We start from the raw sequence: 15,932 nt of genomic DNA, 5'->3' as shown, positions 1-15,932 counted from the left end.
GTTCAAATGAGTTCAATGAACAGAGCTTTCGTAGTATCGGCGCTGGCTACAGCGCTGGCTTTCGTACCTGTGGCACAGGCCGCTGATCAGGCTCCGGCCTCGCCGCTGATCAAACAGATCAACAATGGCAACTGGCTCGATCCGAAGGAGGCTGAAAGCCTTCGCGAGGAGATGTACTACCAACGGGCAGTGTTTGCTTACATGACCATGCTGCCGGCGCTCAACACGATCGGCATGAAGGATGGGTCAGAGAAAGCCTTCGGGGCCGGCTATAACGTGTTGCCGATCTGGAAGCAGCGAATGGATTCACGGACCATGGTGCCTACGCCAAACGCCGATGTGATCTATTCCATGAGTTACCTCGACTTGAAGCAGACCGGCCCGCTAGTCGTGAAGGCGCCTGCCAACGTCATCGGCATGTTCACCGACTTCTTCCAGCGTACCCTCACCGATGTCGGCGCTATCGGCCCTGATCGCGCCCGTGGAGGCTTGTACCTGCTGTTGCCACCGGATTACAACGGACCCGTGCCGGGTGGCTACTTTGCGGTCAAGTCGCGGACCTACAATGTGTTCCTGTTCTTCCGTACGGTGATGGCCAAGGGGGACGGAAAGCCGGACCCGGCACCGGCAGTGAAAAATGCCGAGGCAACCCGTGTCTATCCGCTTTGGGCAACCGAGAAAGACGCCAAGCCCATGGAGTTTCCCGATGCCAGCGGCAAGAAGCTCGACATGATGTACCCCGTCGACAACGCCTACTGGACCAAGCTCAAGTCCTTTGTCGACTATGAGCCGGTTGAGGCCATCGACCCGGAACTGCGTGGCGTGCTGGCTTCCATTGGTATCGTTAAGGGCCAACCCTTCGAGCCCAATCAGAAACAACAGGAACTGCTGAAGAAGGCAGTTGAAATTGCGCCGAAGATGATTCTCGCCAATCGCCAGCTCGGTCGCGACGACAAGCGAAACCTTTACTACAACGACCGCCAGTACGAAAACACCTGGGCAGGTGGTACCAACGACTGGATGCAGGACAGCTACCTGGACGTAAACCAGCGGGCCAACTTCTTCCAGTTCGCCTATTCCTCCGCGCCGGCAATGGTGATGCATACCACTGGCGCTGGTTCCAAATACCCCTTCACGGGTCGAGACAAGGACGGCAAATTCCTCGAAGGTGGGAGCACCTACAAACTACGTCTTCCACCAAACCCGCCAGCGGCGCTGTTCTGGGCGGTGACGGCTTACAACATAACCGACGGCACCATGCCGGAAACCAGCCAGTTACTGCCATCAACCAACGGTTACTACGACATTCCCAAGCAACCGGACGGCGCCATCGAAATCTGGTTCGGCCCGGAAAAACCCAACGACATCGCCGACGCTGCTTTCATCCAGACCATCCCGGGGCGCAACTTCCTGGTCGCTTTGCGCCTGTACGGCAGCGAAGACCCATTCTATGACCAGACCTGGAAGCCAGATGATGTGGTGAAGGTGAAGTAAGGAACTGGCTTGCCGCTCACGCGGGGAATCGGGTTATCCAGTGCCTGGCAATTTCTTCGCGTCGGCAGATCCACACCGCGTCATGGCTTTGCACGTAATCGAGAAAGCGTGCCAGCGCCATCGCCCGACCAGGATGACCACTGATCCTTCCATGCAGGCCGACGCTCATCATCTTCGGGTGTAGTGCACCTTCCTGCCACAGCAGGTCGAAAGCATCCTTGAGCAACTGGAAGAAGTCTCCACCGCAGGCGAAACCATTCGGCAGCAGATAGCGGGCGTCGTTGTTGACTAGTGTGTAGGGGATCACCAGGTGGGAGGGTGAGCCCGGGAGCCAATAGGGCAGGTCATCGTTGTAGGCGTCCGAGCTGTACAGAAGCCCGCCTTCCTCACGCAACAGGCGGCGGGTGTTCTGGCTCACCCTTCCTGTGTACCAACCGACGGGGCGCTTACCGCAGATCTGCTCGATACTGTCGAGGGTGAGGCGGATATGGCGGCGCTCCTGGTCCTCAGGTATGTCGCGGTAGTCCAGCCAACGGTAGCCGTGCCCGGCAACCTCATGCCCGGCAGCGCAGAGTGCCTGGCCAATCGCTGGGGTGAGTTCCAGTGCCCGACCGACAGCGAAGGCGGTCAGCGGCAAACTTCGGGCGTTGAACAGCTCCAGAATGCGCCACACACCGGCGCGCGATCCATATTCGTACATGCCCTCGACGCTCAAGTCCGATTCCCCCACACGTGGCGGGCGACCCGGTAGCTCATGAAGCCAGGCTTCTGACTGCGCATCGCCATTGAGAATGCATGATTCCGCACCCTCTTCGATGTTGAGTACGAACTGCACCGCGACGCGTGCTTCACCAGGCCAGCGCGGGTGGGGTGGGCAGCCGCCATAACCGATGAGGTCGCGAGCGGACATCAGCCCAGCTCGAAGGTCGTGACGCCGAACACACGTTCGTGCGCGATCGCCGGAGGCGGGCCGAGGTACATGCGGGCGCAGCCGAACACCTCGATCATGCCCTGTTGACGTACGAGCGCCATCGCGGCGGGGTTATTTTCCGGGGCATCGAGAAACAACGGCCCGCCCTGGGCAAAGCCCGCCAGGCGCGCGTAGAGAGCATGGGCAGCCAGGGCGTCATCGGCGAACAAGGGGCCGATCTTGCAGCCTTCCCGGCAGCGCCTTACGACGCCATAACCGCTGAGCCTGCCCTCGCGCTGGCACCCCACGGCGAGTGCGTCGGCTTGGGCTATCCATCCGCTCAGGAAGGTTTCTCGCGCGGTGGGGAAACAGGTGCGGTCGTAATCGACAACCTCATCGAACGGGAAGCTGGCCAACGGAACGATATCCTGATCGTCTACCTGTGACGACGCCGTGCCCGTGCTGATCTCGGCACGAAAACGCAGGTTGCGATGGGAGAAGACGAAACCACCTTTGGCGTAGTAGTCCTGCATCGTAAAGACGCCGTCCATGCCGATGCTTGCGCTTGGGTGGAGGCGGGCGAGGAGTCGCTCGCGGCGTGCGTGCCAGAGGGTATTGCCCAGACCTTGGCCGCGATATTCAGGCCGGACGATGAAAAAACCCATGAAACCAAAGTCGCCATTGTAGGAGGTGATGGCACCGCCGCCGATCAACTCGCCACCGCGTGATGCCGCGATGAAGGCGGCAGGGTCCGTAGCCCAGAACAACTCGGCATCGTGAAGGCCGGGATTCCATCCCTCACGGGCAGCCCAATCGACGAGCTCGTCCAGCTCGGGACGGGTCATGTTGCGTATGACCAGCTCATTCGACACCGCGAGGTTCTCCTCGGTTGCTAATCGAGCATGTGCTCCATCACCACTCTGAACCCTTTCGGTATAGCTTCAACCCGGGTATTGATCCAGGCCGTTACGTCACCTTGTGCCACCAATAAATTTGTCCTCGTTGCTCGTGAACCTTGTGTTGAGGAGCGCAGTCTTAGCCGAGCCCTGTTATCGGCATTACCGTCATCCATCCCATCAGAGCTGTTCGCCCCATGCGCCAAGCCGTCCGCTGCTCCCGCTTTGTCTCGCTCTGCCTCATTCCTTTATTCCCCCTGTTTGCCAGCCCCGCCCATGCCGGCGGAGAAAGGCAACTGGTGGAGGCCATCAACGACTACCGCGCCGAGCCCCAGCGCTGCGAGAGGCGAGTGGCTCGGGGCTCGGCGCCGTTGGTGTTGAAGTCGAACCTGGCGTTGCCGGTCGGCTATGGCGGTGCTTTGCGGGAAAGGTTGAAGGCTGCCGGCTACCAGGCGGTGACGGTGCGCAGCATCCGGCTGGTAGGCGCGCAGGACGCCGAGGAGGCCTTTGACATGCTCCAGAGCGACTACTGCGCAGCCCTGCTCGATACTCAATTTACCGATATCGGCGTCAGTCGCGCGCGTAACGAGTGGCGGGTGGTGCTGGCGCGCCCCGTGTTCGATGCACCGCTTGGCGATGGGCGATCCGCGAGCAAAGCGTTGCTGGCACAGGTCAACGCAGCGCGGGCAAAGCCGCGCCTGTGTGGTCGCCAGCGCTTCGCCGCAGCACGTCCGTTGGCCTGGAATACCGCCCTGGGGGCGGCGGCGCAGAAACACAGCCGGACGATGGCCAACAGCAATTACTTCGCGCACCGTGACCCCGACGGTGATATGCCGGCAGACCGGGCGAGGGACGCTGGTTACCGTGGCCGCCAGATCGGCGAGAACATCGCCGCCGGCCAGGGCTCAGCGAGCAAGGCAATGGCAGGCTGGCTGGCCAGCCCCGGGCATTGCGCCAATCTGATGAACCCGATGTTTACCCAGGTGGGTGCCGCCTATGCCACGAACTCGCGCAGCGATGAGGGTGTGTACTGGACGATGCTGTTCGGCGCCCCTTGAGGGCGCGTGAGCCCCGGCAGGTTTAGGGCGCTGCGAGAATGGTAAGGCCCAGCATGTGATTGGCCGTGACCAATGAACGGGAGCCGAGTGTTGGCACCCCACTCAGCCCCTCAAACTTGATACGGATGGCTTACAACAGGTCTGCTTTGCTGTCAGTTGATTGCGCCGGACACTCGGCCTCGACCAGCGCCAGGCTCATTTCCAGCGACTGCTCCGTCGCCTCTCGGTGGGAGCTGGCTTGCCCTGCGATCTGGCGCGAAGCGGCAGCAATTCAGTCGCTTCGGTATGTCAGTTGCCTTGCAAGCAGCTGGTTTTACGGCCGCTGCGCAGCCGATCGCGGGGCAAGGCCCGCTCCCACCGGGTCTACTGGTTGAATACCGCGATCTCTTTACTGTTCGCCGTCCCCAGCTCTGGCGCGACTGCCCTATGCGGACCTCGGGACCTGAAGAACCAGGATTGCCCTGATGGGTGTACCAGGGCGAATCCTGGCCTTTCCCCTTAACAGAGGGACTCGGCCGCCGTTCTACACCGCTCGGCGCGTGTTCAACAGGGTTTCAATGGTCCGTGGAGGTGTGCCGACCGTCCGCGGGTATTCGACCAGGTTGACACCGAGCAACTGCCCGGCATCCAGCTCAAGCAGCGCGCCAGCCGTCTGCGAGGTGCCAGGCGACGAGGTGTCCGCCAGCACGGCGTCGAGGTTGTTGTTTGCCTGCTTATACGAGATGCCCTGGGCCTTGTCGAGGAACGCGACGAAGCTGGCGTAGTCGGCCGAAGTCGGGTCTAGGATCGAAGCCTTCAGGCCTGTGACGTAGTATTCATACTTGAAGTTGAAGGTGATCTTCTCAACTGAGGTGCACGGAGACGTAAACGCCTGCTGAGACGAATCAACGGACAGGTAGTAGTACTTGATCTTAGGGAAGTAGACCGTAGTGTCACCGGTGCTGTCTGTAGGCACTGCTTCATGGCACTGGGCGAGTATAGCGGTCTCATAGTTGCGCGAACGATCGTCCCAGCTTGCGCGCAGGCTGGAACCGACTCCCTGGATGAAGGCTGTAACGTCCGCGATCACCGCTTCGGGCACGACGACCGCGTCGAAGATGAGCTTGAGGAATGCAGTGCTGAACTCCGTGATCACCTGCGTTACAGAGTAGGTTTCGCTCGTGACGCGGTAGTTGGTGAGTCCGCCAGACTGCGCCAACATGAACTGCATGTAGTGTGTCACTGATGCTGACCATTGCGACGTTGGCACGCTGTCCCCTGGGAGGACTTTTGCGGGGTTGGCCTTCAGGTACTGGAACACCTTGATTCGCAGTGTGGCGAAGAAGTTGGAAACCTTGTCGCACACCGCGCGCCCCGTTTTGAACTCCGGATTGTTCGCTACGAACGAGCTCGATAGGTACACAAATGAAATTAAGCCGTCCGAATCCTGGAATGCCGCCTGGTTGTTGTCCGTTAGCGTGAGCACAGAGTCGAGTAGTTCGTGCGAGGTGGCCAGCTGGAGCTGTTCAAGGGAGGCTGCCCCCACGTGTACAGGCGGATAGGCAGCGGGCGCATTGCAAACCACGCAATTGCTCGTCACGCCCGGCGTGAGGTTCACCGGGATGCTGCCGTTCGGAATCCAGATGTAGGTCCCCGTCGGACGGCTCTCCACATGATCCGGATCCACCGGCTGTTGGCCGGTGGGCAGGGTACCGGTGACGGGCGTAGACCCACCCCAGGAGTGTGGCGGGTTTGTCGACACCGGCACCCACCAGGAGCCGTCCTGCAGCGTCAGGACTTCGTAGTGCTGGTGAGGTTGGTTCGACCAGCTCCATTGGGCGGTGATGTCACCATACTGTCCATGATTGCGTTGCCAAACGCGAACGTGTGGCCAGCTGCGTATTGTTGTTCCAGAAATGTAGAGTGTACGAGGCATGATGAACTCCTTGTCAATCAATGGTTCGTTGAGTACGCACCTGCCACAACTCCTGGCCAATTGGGTAACGATGGGAGATGAAGAGCAGGCCAGCGCAGCATCGTACGGTGGTGTCAGGCAGACAACGGCACCGATGCCGTATTGACAGCGTTGAGATCAAAAAATAGTTGGGTCGGCAGCCGCGTCGCTTTGCAGTACTCGAGCAATCAACGGCCAGCACACCGCCACATGGGCCGTGTCGCATAGCTCAAGCTTTCTCAATACGTTTTCGCGGTGCTTTCTGACGGTCAAGTCGCTAATGCCCAACTCGCGGGCGATGCGCTTGCTGCTCAAGCCTTGCGCAACGAGGCGGGCAACGGTGACTTCGCGGCCCGTTAGCCGAGCCGCCAGCGCCATTAGACGGGGTCCGATTCGGCGGGTCCCATATGCGGTACGGTCGCTAATGCGAACGCTACAAGTTCAACGGCATTGCTCACACCATACTTTCGGAGCAGATTGCCTCGGTGTTTGCGAACCGTGTGTTCACCGATACCAAGCAGACGCGCGGTTTGCTTGCAGCCAAGGGCTTGTAACATGCAAGCGAGGACATCTAGCTCGCGGGATGTGAGCAGCACGCCTTGAACTGTCGATAGCTTTCCCTGTTCGATGACCGCGATTCCTTCCGGCTGGTTATCGCTTAGATAGAGGGTGTTCACACGGGTGAAATGGAGCTTGTTGCTCCTAGCGCTAGCGCCAAACGCGAGAGAATGAAAATTGGCTAAAACCGGCGCCCCATCAGTCGCGTCAGTTGGCAGGCGCACCTAGAGAAACTCGAAGAGTGTAGCCAGCGCTGGCGATGTAAGCGTCCGGGAGATTCCATAAGAGAACGCCCATTTAGCCTCATCTGGCTAAACGGGCGTTTCGTCACTTCGATGGGGTAAAGCTACTAACCCCGAGAACCGCTCGAATCAACTTTGGCAGAAACGGATACGGTTCCCAAAAGGATCGTATACCTCCAAAAGCTTTCCCCAGTCCTGCTCTACAATGTTTGGCCGACCAAAACCGTAGCGTTTGGTGATCAGCTCGTCCCGAAACAACTCAATGTTCTGCATGGGAACAAAAATGGTCGTTCCTGGGCTTGCGTCGCCATGATGCTCGGAAAGGTGGATTTGCACGTCATTTCGGCTTAGCCCTAAATAAAGCGGGAGATCTGCTTCGAAACGATGTTCGAACTCTACGCTGAAGCCCAGAAAGTCGAGGTAAAACTCCCTTGCTTTCGCCTCATCGAACATTCGCAGAATCGGGATGGCTTTTTTCAGCGTGATTGCAGGGCTGGTCTGCTCGTGAGGGAGCACTGCCGATGCAGTATTCCAGTCTTTGTAGCCCAACTGCTGAGCCACCATTTCAAGAGCAGCCGAATGGGAAATCTCGTGATTGCGAGCCTCAAGCGAGGTGCGCAAGCTTTTAGCCATGCGCTTGGCATTTTCGATTGTCGACATCATTCCTCCTGGAGTCGAAGCATCTTGGTGCTCGCGTTGCCAAACCCCGACTATCAAGAGAGATGCGAAATGGTTTGGAGCAGATATGCTTTCACCTTTCCTTAACGGCGCGAGCGGCAGGCAGCATAAGCCTCCGCCAATAGTACACAGGCTGTCGAGTATTCGGAAGCTAGCTTTAGCGTGCCGTTTTCCCGTTGTTTGGGCGTCGATTTATCGTTGCGGTCCCCATGCACTGTTTTATTCACCTAAGCGCCACTGTCCTCCACCACCGTTGGAGTCGCAGCCGACCCAGCCAATAGACCACCATCAATATTGAACTCACTGCCTGTGATGTAGGTTGCGTCATCCGAGGCGAGTAATAAGGCCAGAGCCGCCACTTCTTCAGGCGTTCCGAACCGCCTGAGCGGAGTGTCTCGAACCAGTGCGGCCATTCGCTCCTCGCGGCCTGCATCGTTACCCAGCATTGGCTCCCAAATGGGCGTGAGGATGGCCGCCGGATGAATCGAGTTGCATCGAACGTTCAGCCCTAGCTCGGCGCAGTAGAGGGCCACCGTTTTAGTGTGATTGCGCACGGCAGCTTTAGACGATGCGTACGCTGCGGCGCCTGGAATACCGACCAGGCCGGAGCGAGAAGAAATGTTGATGATTGAACCCGCGCCTGACTGACGCATAGCGCGAATGGCGTATTTGCAGCCCAGGAATACACCGTCGAGATTGGTGTGATGCACAGAGCGCCAGTCCTCCAAGCGTGCATGTTCCGGATCATGCTGCACGGGGCCTTCTTCAAACCCAGTAATCCCCGCGTTGTTCACCAAGATGTTCCAACTGCCGCGGTCGTTCAAGACTTGCGTCATCGCTCGCTGCCAGTGCTCTTCATTGCGCACATCCAGACGCAGGTAGCAGGCACGATCGCCCAGCGAGCTTGCAACCGCTTTACCGAGTTCATCGTTTATATCCGTGACGTAAACGAAGCAGCCTTCCTGCGCGAAGCGTCGTGCAATTGCAGCACCAATTCCTTGAGCGGCCCCGGTAACGACCGCGATTTTGCAAGCCAGTTTATTGTCCATAAAAGACGAATCCTCCGTGATGGCGGCGAAGCCGACTGAATTGGGGCCTGACGCCACCCTGAAGCAGCGGCTTCAGTTCTGCGCGTTCAAAAACAGTGAGAACAGCTCGGACTGAGACTTAATGCCGAGCTTGCTATACATGTGCTTGCGGTGGACCTTCACCGTCTCCGCAGAAATCTCCAGCTTGCGCGCGATTTCCTTGTTCGAGCAGCCGCTGAGCATTAGCCGGCCGACTTCCAGCTCGCGGGCAGAGAGCGGCGTTTCCAACTGCTGGTCAGTGGCGTCCAGCCAGCTCTGCCAGCTGAGTGGCGGCGCCGCGTTCTGCTCCAGTCCTTCGCGCTCGAATGCCATGCGCTGACGCATCAGGGCGGCAACCCAGGACTGGATGAGCGTGAGCAGGGCGATCTGCTCTGCATTGAACTGACGCTCACTTCCCAGCGACAGGCTGAGGCTGCGTTGCGCGTCGAGCTGGACGTTGATGTGTACTTCGTCGGCAACGACATTCAGGCGGAAGTAACGTTGGTAGTAATCGGTGTGTTCGAAGCACTCCGGCGCCACGTCGGCTAACCAGAATAAACCGTTGTGCGGTGTCTCTCGGATGGCCAGGTAAAAGGGGTCCAGCAGATACAGGCCTTTCAAGTAATCCTGAAAGAGCGGGTCTGGCCCACCATCTTTGCCTGGGCATTCTGCGAGCACTTGTGGGCGGCCATTGCTGAAAATCAGCACGACCCAACTGTCCACTGGAATGTACCTATCCAGAAGACGCACCAGCGTCAGCCAGAAATCAGGGCGGTCAAGTGCCTCAATCAGCTTGGCAATTGCTTGGTGCCAGGCCATGTCGTGCAATGTAATGCTTACGTTACTACCCAAACCGGGTTACCCCATCGATGTGATTACTTTCCATTTCTTGGCTCTCCATACTCCATTCAACCCTAGCGGGATCTGTTCAGTTTGGCGATTGCGAGCCCGCATACACGTGAAAGGATCAGCGATGAAGATTGAACTTGTACAACTTGGCGGTCGCGATGGCGATACCGCTTATAACCTGGGGCGTACCTTGCAGGCCATCGCTACCTGCGCAGTGGATACCGACCTGCTGATTTTTCCAGAGACCCAGTTGATGGGATTTGCCAGCCCGCAACAGCTCGCCGAAGTCGCCGAGCCCCTGAACGGACCAAGTCTGCAGGCCGTGCTGAACGCCGTACGCGAACGCAACGTCTCAGTGGTGGTTGGCATTGCAGAGAACGACTCCGGCACTTTCTACAACACCTCCGTGCTGGTAACCCCACAAGGGATCGCCTTGAGTTATCGCAAGACTCACCTTTGGCCCTCGGAACGCGGCCTGTTCCAACCAGGTGACCGCTATGCCACTGTGCTCTGGAAGGGCGTGCGTATCGGCATCCTGATTTGCTACGACATTGAGTTGCCGGAAAGTGCTCGGGCGCTCGGCCAGCTCGGCGCCGAACTCATCCTGGTCACTAACGGCAACATGGACCCTTACGGCGCTGTCCACCGCACCGCGATCATGGCTCGCGCTCAGGAAAATCAGGCATTCGCGGTGATGGTAAATCGAGTTGGTGACGGCGATGACGGCCTCGTTTTTGCCGGTGGGAGTGCCGCCATCGACCCCTTCGGGCGCACGCTGTTCGAAGCGGGGCGCGCAGAGTGCCGTCATGTGGTGGAGCTGGATCTCGACCTGCTGCGCACCGCCCGCCGCGATTATGACTACCTAAATGACCGACGCTTGCTCCTGACCGGCGAGCAGATTGAGCACGCTGACGGGCTACGTGAGCTACTGATCCCCTGAAGCGGTTTCGACCCTGCCACAACAAAAATCACAAATCAGCAGGAGCCGTGTTCGTGTCCTTGGACCCGGCGCTAATGCTCTGGAGCATCCCGATGAAATCGACTCGCTATATGCAGTTCGCCCTGGTCTCGCTTTTCAGTGTCGGCCTGGCCTGCGCCAAGGCCGACGAGCCTGCCAAGCCCAGTGTGCACATCTACAACTGGTATGACTATATCGCCCCGAACACGATGAGCGACTTCCAGAAAGAAGCGGGCATCAGTGCGGTATACGATGTGTTTGACAACAGCGACGTCATGCAAAGCAAGCTGATGGCCGGCCGCAGCGGCTACGACGTGGTGGTGGCCAGTGGTGACCTGTTACCGAACCTGATCAAAGCAGGCGTGCTGAAAAAACTGGACCGCTCAAAGTTGCCCAACTGGTCGCACCTCGACCCTGAGATCCTCGCCAAGCTGCAGAGCAACGATCCCGCCAACAGCTATGCCGCCCCGTACCTGTGGGGTACCACTGGCATCGGTTATGACGCCGACAAGGTTAAATCGATACTCGGCCCAGATGCGCCGGTTAATTCCTGGGACCTGATTTTCAAGGAAGAAAATCTGGCCAAACTGAGTCAATGCGGTGTGGCCATGCTGGACGCCGCTAACGAGGTTGTTCCTATCGCTTTGCACTACCTTGGACTGCCCTACAACAGCCGGAATCCGGACGATTACAAAAAAGCCCAGGAACTGCTGCTGAAACTGCGTCCCCATATCGTTTACTTCGATTCTTCCAAGTTCATCTCTGACCTGGCCAATGGCAACATCTGCGTGGTGCTGGGCTGGGCGGGTGGTGTTGCTGATGCACAAAAAGCCTCCGAGCTGGCCGGCAACCATCGCAACCTCGTCTACAGCATTCCGCGTGAAGGTGCTCCGGTGTGGGTAGAGAGTCTGGTGCAGCTCAACGATGCGCCGAACCCGGAGCAAGGGTTGGCTTTCATCAACTACATGCTGCGCCCCGACGTCATCGCTGAGTCATCCAACTACCTGAGCTATCCAAACGCCAACAAGGATGCCACCGCGCTTGTTGAGCAGAAAATCCGCGACAACCCCGGGGTGTATCCATCCAAGGACGTGCTGGACACGCTATTTCCGCTCGAACCCCTCCCGCTGAAGATCGAACGCGTGCGCACCCGTACGTGGAACACGGTAAAGACTGGCGCCTGATGCTCAGCCAAGCCCCGTCATGGAACACATCAAACAAGAGAAAGATCATGAAAGAGACGATGAAACCGCGTGCCCGCGACCTGAACATTCAGTTCGGCCAACTGCAACCCGGTCCCCTCAATGCCATCACCGATGTACCGGGTGTACGGGTTGGCCATAGCAATGTGCAAGGACGCAGCGCGAACGGCCGCGACATCCTGACGGGTGTAACGGTCATCGAACCGCGTGCCGGTTCCACCAGCCAGCAACCCTGTTTTGCTGGCGTCCATGTGCTGAACGGCAACGGCGACGCCACCGGTCTGGAATGGATTCGCGAGGCCGGGCTGTTGACCAGCCCGATTGCCTTCACCAACACCCACAGCCTGGGCGTGGTGCGTGACGCACTGATCGTTTTGGATCGCGAGCAGCAACCGGAGGACGGGCGGCTCTACTGGAACATGCCGGTGGTGCTGGAGACCTTTGACGGTTTGCTCAACGACATCAACGGCTTTCACGTCAAGGTCGAGCACGTGGCCGAAGCGGTGCGCTCGGCGGCGGGTGGTCCAGTTGCTGAGGGCAATGTCGGTGGCGGCAGCGGCATGATCTGTCACGAGTTCAAGGGCGGCATTGGCACAGCATCGCGGCGTCTGAGCGCTGCGCAGGGCGGCTGGACAGTTGGTGCCATCGTCCAGGCCAACCACGGCATCCGCAACGAGCTGCGTGTTGACGGTTACCCGGTCGGACGCTGCATGGAACAGGGTAACTCGCCGTTCCTCAAGGCTTCGCTGCCGCACCCGGGCATGGGTTCGATAGTCGTTTGCCTGGCTACCGACGCGCCGTTGCTACCGCACCAATGTACGCGCCTGGCGCAACGGGCCAGCCTCGGTCTTGCCCGCACCGGGGGTGGTAACGAAGATCATAGCGGTGACATCTTTATCGCCTTTGCCACCGGCAATCATGTGCCGCCGGCGGCTTATGAGCGTAAGCGCGCGCCGACCACCGACAACCTGAGCATGGTCAACAACGACCACATCAGCGAGTTGTTCCTGGCCGCTACCGAGTCGGTGGAGGAAGCGATCATTAATGCCTTGCTGGCCGCTGACACTGCCGAAGGCAACGGCCATACCGTGCCGGGACTGGATGCGAAGACACTGCTCAACGCCTTGCATCAGGCCGGCTGGCCGGGAGTGACGAATGGCTAACCGATCCGCCATCGCTCTCCAACAGTGCAAATTGCCCTTGGATCAGAGTCGTAGACCACGCCGGCATACGGAATATACACACCGGTTTCTGCATTGACCTCACATTCGGGCGCGCGTGCATGGCCGGATTCAGACTTATGCAGGGGCCGCTGTGAGGCGATTACTACCCGTCACCACGTTCAACAATCGCTCACTACAAACACCCGAAGTTGCATCAAGGCTTACATGGGGTGCCACGCAGGACAGCGGCGGGCATCGCAAAACAGCAGATCGACGTCCGGATGCTTGAGCCAAAAGGCGAGGGCCGTCAGGTTTGCGGAACGTATTTTGCGATCGTCGACCTTTCGAAAACGTCTCGGTGGCGTCTCTCGCTGACTTGCGAAGCTGTCGCTGTGGAAGCGCGCCAGGCGCTTGCGAATTGCGAGACAGCGCGAAGTGAGCAGCTCGGGTTCGATGTCCCAGAGCACAAAAATATAATCGTACTGGCAGCCTTGGCGCCTGTAGGTGCGTGCCATATTCATATCTCCATATCGTTATCTGGATGACATGGCGCGCTCCTTTGGCAAGGTTGAAAGGGGGCAGAATCTCGGAGCGTGGGTGATGCACGCTCCGATTCTAGTGATTGCTTACAAGTCTTCGCGTAGCTCGATTTCGTGGGTGATGAGCGCAGTGACGTCGATCATGCCGTCGCGAGGGAACGCTTGCGTGTTGATCGACCATGCGTCACGACGGCCCGGTGTGCAGCACAGTGCACCAATGTCTTGAAGTACGGCTGCAAGCGCGCTGGCGTCAGGCGGATTACCTTTCTTGTCGGTCGCTTCGTAGTAGGCTACGCCGATACCAAACGCGCTTTCGCCAGCACGGACCTTGGTTGCGCTGTTGGCTAGCGGGAATGGCGTGCTGCCCGAGACCTCCCAAAGAATATTCAACATCTTGTTGATGACCTCGATCGGATAGCGGCGGTCGTCTTGAAGCCGTAATCCGCCGTCGTCAATCAGGTAGTAGAACTTGTTGCGTTTTGCTGCGGTGAAGCACTCGATCCAACCATCATCGGGCGTTGGCGGTGCAGTCAATATAGCTTCTGCGTTGCTCGCGTCACGGGGCAGGTCATAACCGATCATGAACAATGCAGCCTCCAGTTGGCGTAGCGCCGGTACAGCAGAGGAGCCGGTGAAGCTGCCGCCAGGTGCCCGGGCCAATGCCGCCGCCAGAATCCAGCTGGCCTTGAGATTCCACTGCGCATGGTGAGCGCCGGCGATCAAACGCGGAAAACTGAAACCATCCTGACCAGGGTTGCGGTTCTTGGGCGACTTTGCATTAGGGCCCTCTTTCGACGGCGCCCAGGGAAAGGCAAGTTCGGCGGGGACACTCGAGAGCTGCTTCTCCTGGCAATACTTCACGACAATCCAGCCCAGCGCAGCCGCAACACGGCTGTCGTAGATGATGAAATCGTTGACCAGCAGCGAGTAGACCTTGGTCATGCCAGCGTTAAAGCGCAGTTCATTACTCACCAGGAGCTGGTCAGTCAGGTCGCCGCGGCTCAATGCGGCCGCCGTCGACGTTAGGGTCTGGGCCAGTTTGTTGGTGTTGATGCTCAGCCAGCGAATGTTCCCTGCCTGGACGCCGCCCCACGTCATCACGTGCGCAGCAGCGGAAAATGCGGCCTGATCATTTGCCGGGTTGAGGCTGCTGCGCAACGCGCTACTCAGTGCGTTCAGTGCTGCTGCGTTGCTGGTGAGGTCTGTTCCTGGTGGCACGCCAGGCGTGCCTTTGTGCCGCCATTGATAGCGTGCGCAAGCGTCTTGAAGCCCTTGGCATTTCCAACGGATGCCGCTGCGGCGGTCCGTGTATTGATGAGTGAACAGCGACGTGTTGCCCAGGTTTTTGGCCAGCCAATCGACAAAGTCACCCACCACAGGGGTCGTAGTGGCGGAAGAAGTGGTGCCGAGGTACTGATCGCGATGCATGTCCCGATTCCTTGTGGTGGGCGTCTTGAGTTGCGCTAGTATCCCTCTAGGTGCGACACAACCTGTCGTACAGGGGCCGCTAGTTTATCCCGCCATTGACGCCAATAGAGATACTTTGATCTTCGCATCCAGGTGTGGGCCAACAGAGGAGCCGAATGTGACCAAGCAGGATTTGCCGAATGCTATCAAAACCTTGAAACGGCGATTCGAACTGCTGCTGGCTTGAAATGATGGGGGTAGTCCACAGTAGCTATCGGAACCTCACCCGCAAATGTCTTGGCTGTGCTCATTGCGGATTGTAGTGTTCACGCGGATGTTTTCTTTTGTATCCCGGTCAATGATGCTGCGAAGCGTCTTGAACAACGGGTCGGCATCGGTGTAGTGCTTGCCGTAGGTCAGATTGAAGGAGTAGTCGAAGCCCGGCGGGTTTTTGCCCTGGTTGTGCTGAAGCAACGTCTCCAGCTTATCGAGTGCCTTGACCGCTTTGGCTTCTGGCGACAGCGCATGTTCATAGTCATCCCAAAGCGCCAAGATCTCGCTTTTTAGCTGTTCATCCACCGTGCTGGTCAAGCGCAACAAGTCGCTTCGCTCTTGCTGGCTCTTGTTGGGATACGATGCTTTGTTGATGGCGGGAATGTCTCCGCTGATGGCTTCCCCCAGGTCGTGAATGACGCACATCTTGAGTATTTTCAGCAGATCGAGGCCGTTGAGTTGATCGCCGAAAACCAGCGCCATCAGGCAAAGGCGCCAGCTATGTTCTGCCGTGCTTTCGATGCGCCCGCAAGAGGTATGGGCGCTTCTGAGCACATCCTTGAGTTTCTCCGCCTCGCGTAGAAACGCGAGACGCCCGTTGAGTTGTTCGATATCCATAAACCCACTGACTCCGTCGGTCCAAACCGCTGTTTTGCCGTTGAGGTCAGGCTAGGCCTGAAGGTGCCGCGCGTCCACGCATAAAAT

General features: G+C 58.5%; 16 protein-coding genes. 5 read left to right on the top strand and 11 right to left on the bottom strand.

Annotation, left to right across the window (positions count from 1 at the left end):
- The first annotated feature begins 15 nt into the window (after nucleotides 1-15).
- Complete coding sequence (locus E1573_RS14535) at nucleotides 16-1,494, top strand: DUF1254 domain-containing protein (protein ID WP_256659537.1); 1,479 nt, start codon at nucleotides 16-18, stop codon at nucleotides 1,492-1,494.
- 16 nt (nucleotides 1,495-1,510) lie between these two features.
- Here the strand turns inward: E1573_RS14535 and E1573_RS14530 are convergent, their stop codons facing one another.
- Nucleotides 1,511-2,404: a polysaccharide deacetylase family protein gene (locus E1573_RS14530; RefSeq protein ID WP_133214813.1), complete on the bottom strand. Its 894-nt coding sequence runs from the start codon at nucleotides 2,402-2,404 to the stop codon at nucleotides 1,511-1,513.
- On the bottom strand, nucleotides 2,404-3,276 hold the full coding sequence (locus E1573_RS14525; RefSeq protein ID WP_133214811.1) for a GNAT family N-acetyltransferase: 873 nt from the start codon (nucleotides 3,274-3,276) through the stop codon (nucleotides 2,404-2,406). Before E1573_RS14525 ends, E1573_RS14530 begins: the two co-directional genes overlap by 1 nt.
- Before the next feature lie 221 nt (nucleotides 3,277-3,497).
- Between E1573_RS14525 and E1573_RS14520 the strand changes: the two genes are divergently transcribed.
- A complete protein-coding gene (locus E1573_RS14520) occupies nucleotides 3,498-4,358 on the top strand; it encodes a CAP domain-containing protein (protein WP_133214809.1) in 861 nt (286 codons plus the stop codon).
- Nucleotides 4,359-4,881: 523 nt separating this feature from the next.
- On the opposite strand, the gene E1573_RS14515 is transcribed toward E1573_RS14520, so the two are convergent.
- The 6 genes from E1573_RS14515 to E1573_RS14490 form a co-directional block, all read right to left on the bottom strand.
- Nucleotides 4,882-6,273 (bottom strand): hypothetical protein, encoded by a 1,392-nt coding sequence (locus tag E1573_RS14515; RefSeq protein ID WP_133214807.1) that lies wholly within the window; start codon nucleotides 6,271-6,273, stop codon nucleotides 4,882-4,884.
- 156 nt (nucleotides 6,274-6,429) lie between these two features.
- Nucleotides 6,430-6,669, bottom strand: a complete 240-nt coding sequence (locus tag E1573_RS14510) for a response regulator transcription factor (RefSeq protein ID WP_133214805.1) — start codon at nucleotides 6,667-6,669, stop codon at nucleotides 6,430-6,432.
- Nucleotides 6,669-6,887 carry a response regulator transcription factor gene (locus tag E1573_RS27250; protein WP_371925169.1) on the bottom strand — a complete coding sequence of 73 codons (219 nt, stop codon included), beginning with the start codon at nucleotides 6,885-6,887 and terminating at the stop codon, nucleotides 6,669-6,671. Before E1573_RS27250 ends, E1573_RS14510 begins: the two co-directional genes overlap by 1 nt.
- 333 nt (nucleotides 6,888-7,220) lie before the next feature.
- Nucleotides 7,221-7,751, bottom strand: a complete 531-nt coding sequence (locus E1573_RS14500; RefSeq protein ID WP_133214803.1) for a glyoxalase superfamily protein — start codon at nucleotides 7,749-7,751, stop codon at nucleotides 7,221-7,223.
- 245 nt (nucleotides 7,752-7,996) lie between these two features.
- On the bottom strand, nucleotides 7,997-8,818 hold the full coding sequence (locus E1573_RS14495) for a glucose 1-dehydrogenase (protein WP_133214801.1): 822 nt from the start codon (nucleotides 8,816-8,818) through the stop codon (nucleotides 7,997-7,999).
- A 72-nt stretch (nucleotides 8,819-8,890) separates the two neighbouring features.
- The gene (locus tag E1573_RS14490) at nucleotides 8,891-9,655 is read right to left on the bottom strand and encodes a helix-turn-helix transcriptional regulator (RefSeq protein ID WP_133215082.1); all 765 of its coding nucleotides are present in this window, start codon (nucleotides 9,653-9,655) and stop codon (nucleotides 8,891-8,893) included.
- A gap of 154 nt (nucleotides 9,656-9,809) precedes the next feature.
- Here E1573_RS14490 and E1573_RS14485 point away from each other — a divergent pair, with 154 nt between their 5' ends.
- From E1573_RS14485 to E1573_RS14475, 3 genes are all read left to right on the top strand, one after another.
- The gene (locus E1573_RS14485; protein WP_133214799.1) at nucleotides 9,810-10,625 is read left to right on the top strand and encodes a carbon-nitrogen hydrolase family protein; all 816 of its coding nucleotides are present in this window, start codon (nucleotides 9,810-9,812) and stop codon (nucleotides 10,623-10,625) included.
- Between the two features lie 92 nt (nucleotides 10,626-10,717).
- Nucleotides 10,718-11,827 (top strand): polyamine ABC transporter substrate-binding protein, encoded by a 1,110-nt coding sequence (locus E1573_RS14480; RefSeq protein WP_133214797.1) that lies wholly within the window; start codon nucleotides 10,718-10,720, stop codon nucleotides 11,825-11,827.
- A gap of 59 nt (nucleotides 11,828-11,886) precedes the next feature.
- On the top strand, nucleotides 11,887-13,008 hold the full coding sequence (locus E1573_RS14475) for a P1 family peptidase (RefSeq protein ID WP_133215080.1): 1,122 nt from the start codon (nucleotides 11,887-11,889) through the stop codon (nucleotides 13,006-13,008).
- A gap of 221 nt (nucleotides 13,009-13,229) precedes the next feature.
- On the opposite strand, the gene E1573_RS14470 is transcribed toward E1573_RS14475, so the two are convergent.
- The 3 genes from E1573_RS14470 to E1573_RS14460 form a co-directional block, all read right to left on the bottom strand.
- Entirely contained in the window at nucleotides 13,230-13,523 is a 294-nt protein-coding gene (locus E1573_RS14470; RefSeq protein WP_133214795.1) for a hypothetical protein, read from the bottom strand.
- Nucleotides 13,524-13,634: 111 nt separating this feature from the next.
- Nucleotides 13,635-14,975 carry a hypothetical protein gene (locus E1573_RS26850; RefSeq protein WP_177494582.1) on the bottom strand — a complete coding sequence of 447 codons (1,341 nt, stop codon included), beginning with the start codon at nucleotides 14,973-14,975 and terminating at the stop codon, nucleotides 13,635-13,637.
- Between the two features lie 261 nt (nucleotides 14,976-15,236).
- A complete protein-coding gene (locus tag E1573_RS14460; protein WP_133214793.1) occupies nucleotides 15,237-15,845 on the bottom strand; it encodes an HD family hydrolase in 609 nt (202 codons plus the stop codon).
- Nucleotides 15,846-15,932: the final 87 nt, after the last annotated feature.

It is taken from the genome of Pseudomonas sp. H9, assembly GCF_004353925.1.
Taxonomy (GTDB): Bacteria; Pseudomonadota; Gammaproteobacteria; order Pseudomonadales; family Pseudomonadaceae; genus Aquipseudomonas.
The sequence above is the reverse complement of the archived record's forward strand: the minus strand, read 5'-3'. Positions and strand labels throughout refer to the sequence as shown.

Excerpts from the sequence above, each read along its gene's own strand:
- E1573_RS14535 (WP_256659537.1), top strand. The coding sequence starts at position 16 with ATGAACAGAGCTTTCGTAGTATCGGCGCTGGCTACAGCGCTGGCTTTC.
- E1573_RS14530 (WP_133214813.1), bottom strand. The coding sequence starts at position 2,404 with ATGTCCGCTCGCGACCTCATCGGTTATGGCGGCTGCCCACCCCACCCG.
- E1573_RS14520 (WP_133214809.1), top strand. The coding sequence starts at position 3,498 with ATGCGCCAAGCCGTCCGCTGCTCCCGCTTTGTCTCGCTCTGCCTCATT.
- E1573_RS14515 (WP_133214807.1), bottom strand. The coding sequence starts at position 6,273 with ATGCCTCGTACACTCTACATTTCTGGAACAACAATACGCAGCTGGCCA.
- E1573_RS14510 (WP_133214805.1), bottom strand. The coding sequence starts at position 6,669 with ATGGCGCTGGCGGCTCGGCTAACGGGCCGCGAAGTCACCGTTGCCCGC.
- E1573_RS14500 (WP_133214803.1), bottom strand. The coding sequence starts at position 7,751 with ATGTCGACAATCGAAAATGCCAAGCGCATGGCTAAAAGCTTGCGCACC.
- E1573_RS14495 (WP_133214801.1), bottom strand. The coding sequence starts at position 8,818 with ATGGACAATAAACTGGCTTGCAAAATCGCGGTCGTTACCGGGGCCGCT.
- E1573_RS14490 (WP_133215082.1), bottom strand. The coding sequence starts at position 9,655 with ATGGCCTGGCACCAAGCAATTGCCAAGCTGATTGAGGCACTTGACCGC.
- E1573_RS14485 (WP_133214799.1), top strand. The coding sequence starts at position 9,810 with ATGAAGATTGAACTTGTACAACTTGGCGGTCGCGATGGCGATACCGCT.
- E1573_RS14480 (WP_133214797.1), top strand. The coding sequence starts at position 10,718 with ATGAAATCGACTCGCTATATGCAGTTCGCCCTGGTCTCGCTTTTCAGT.
- E1573_RS14475 (WP_133215080.1), top strand. The coding sequence starts at position 11,887 with ATGAAACCGCGTGCCCGCGACCTGAACATTCAGTTCGGCCAACTGCAA.
- E1573_RS14470 (WP_133214795.1), bottom strand. The coding sequence starts at position 13,523 with ATGGCACGCACCTACAGGCGCCAAGGCTGCCAGTACGATTATATTTTT.
- E1573_RS26850 (WP_177494582.1), bottom strand. The coding sequence starts at position 14,975 with ATGCATCGCGATCAGTACCTCGGCACCACTTCTTCCGCCACTACGACC.
- E1573_RS14460 (WP_133214793.1), bottom strand. The coding sequence starts at position 15,845 with ATGGATATCGAACAACTCAACGGGCGTCTCGCGTTTCTACGCGAGGCG.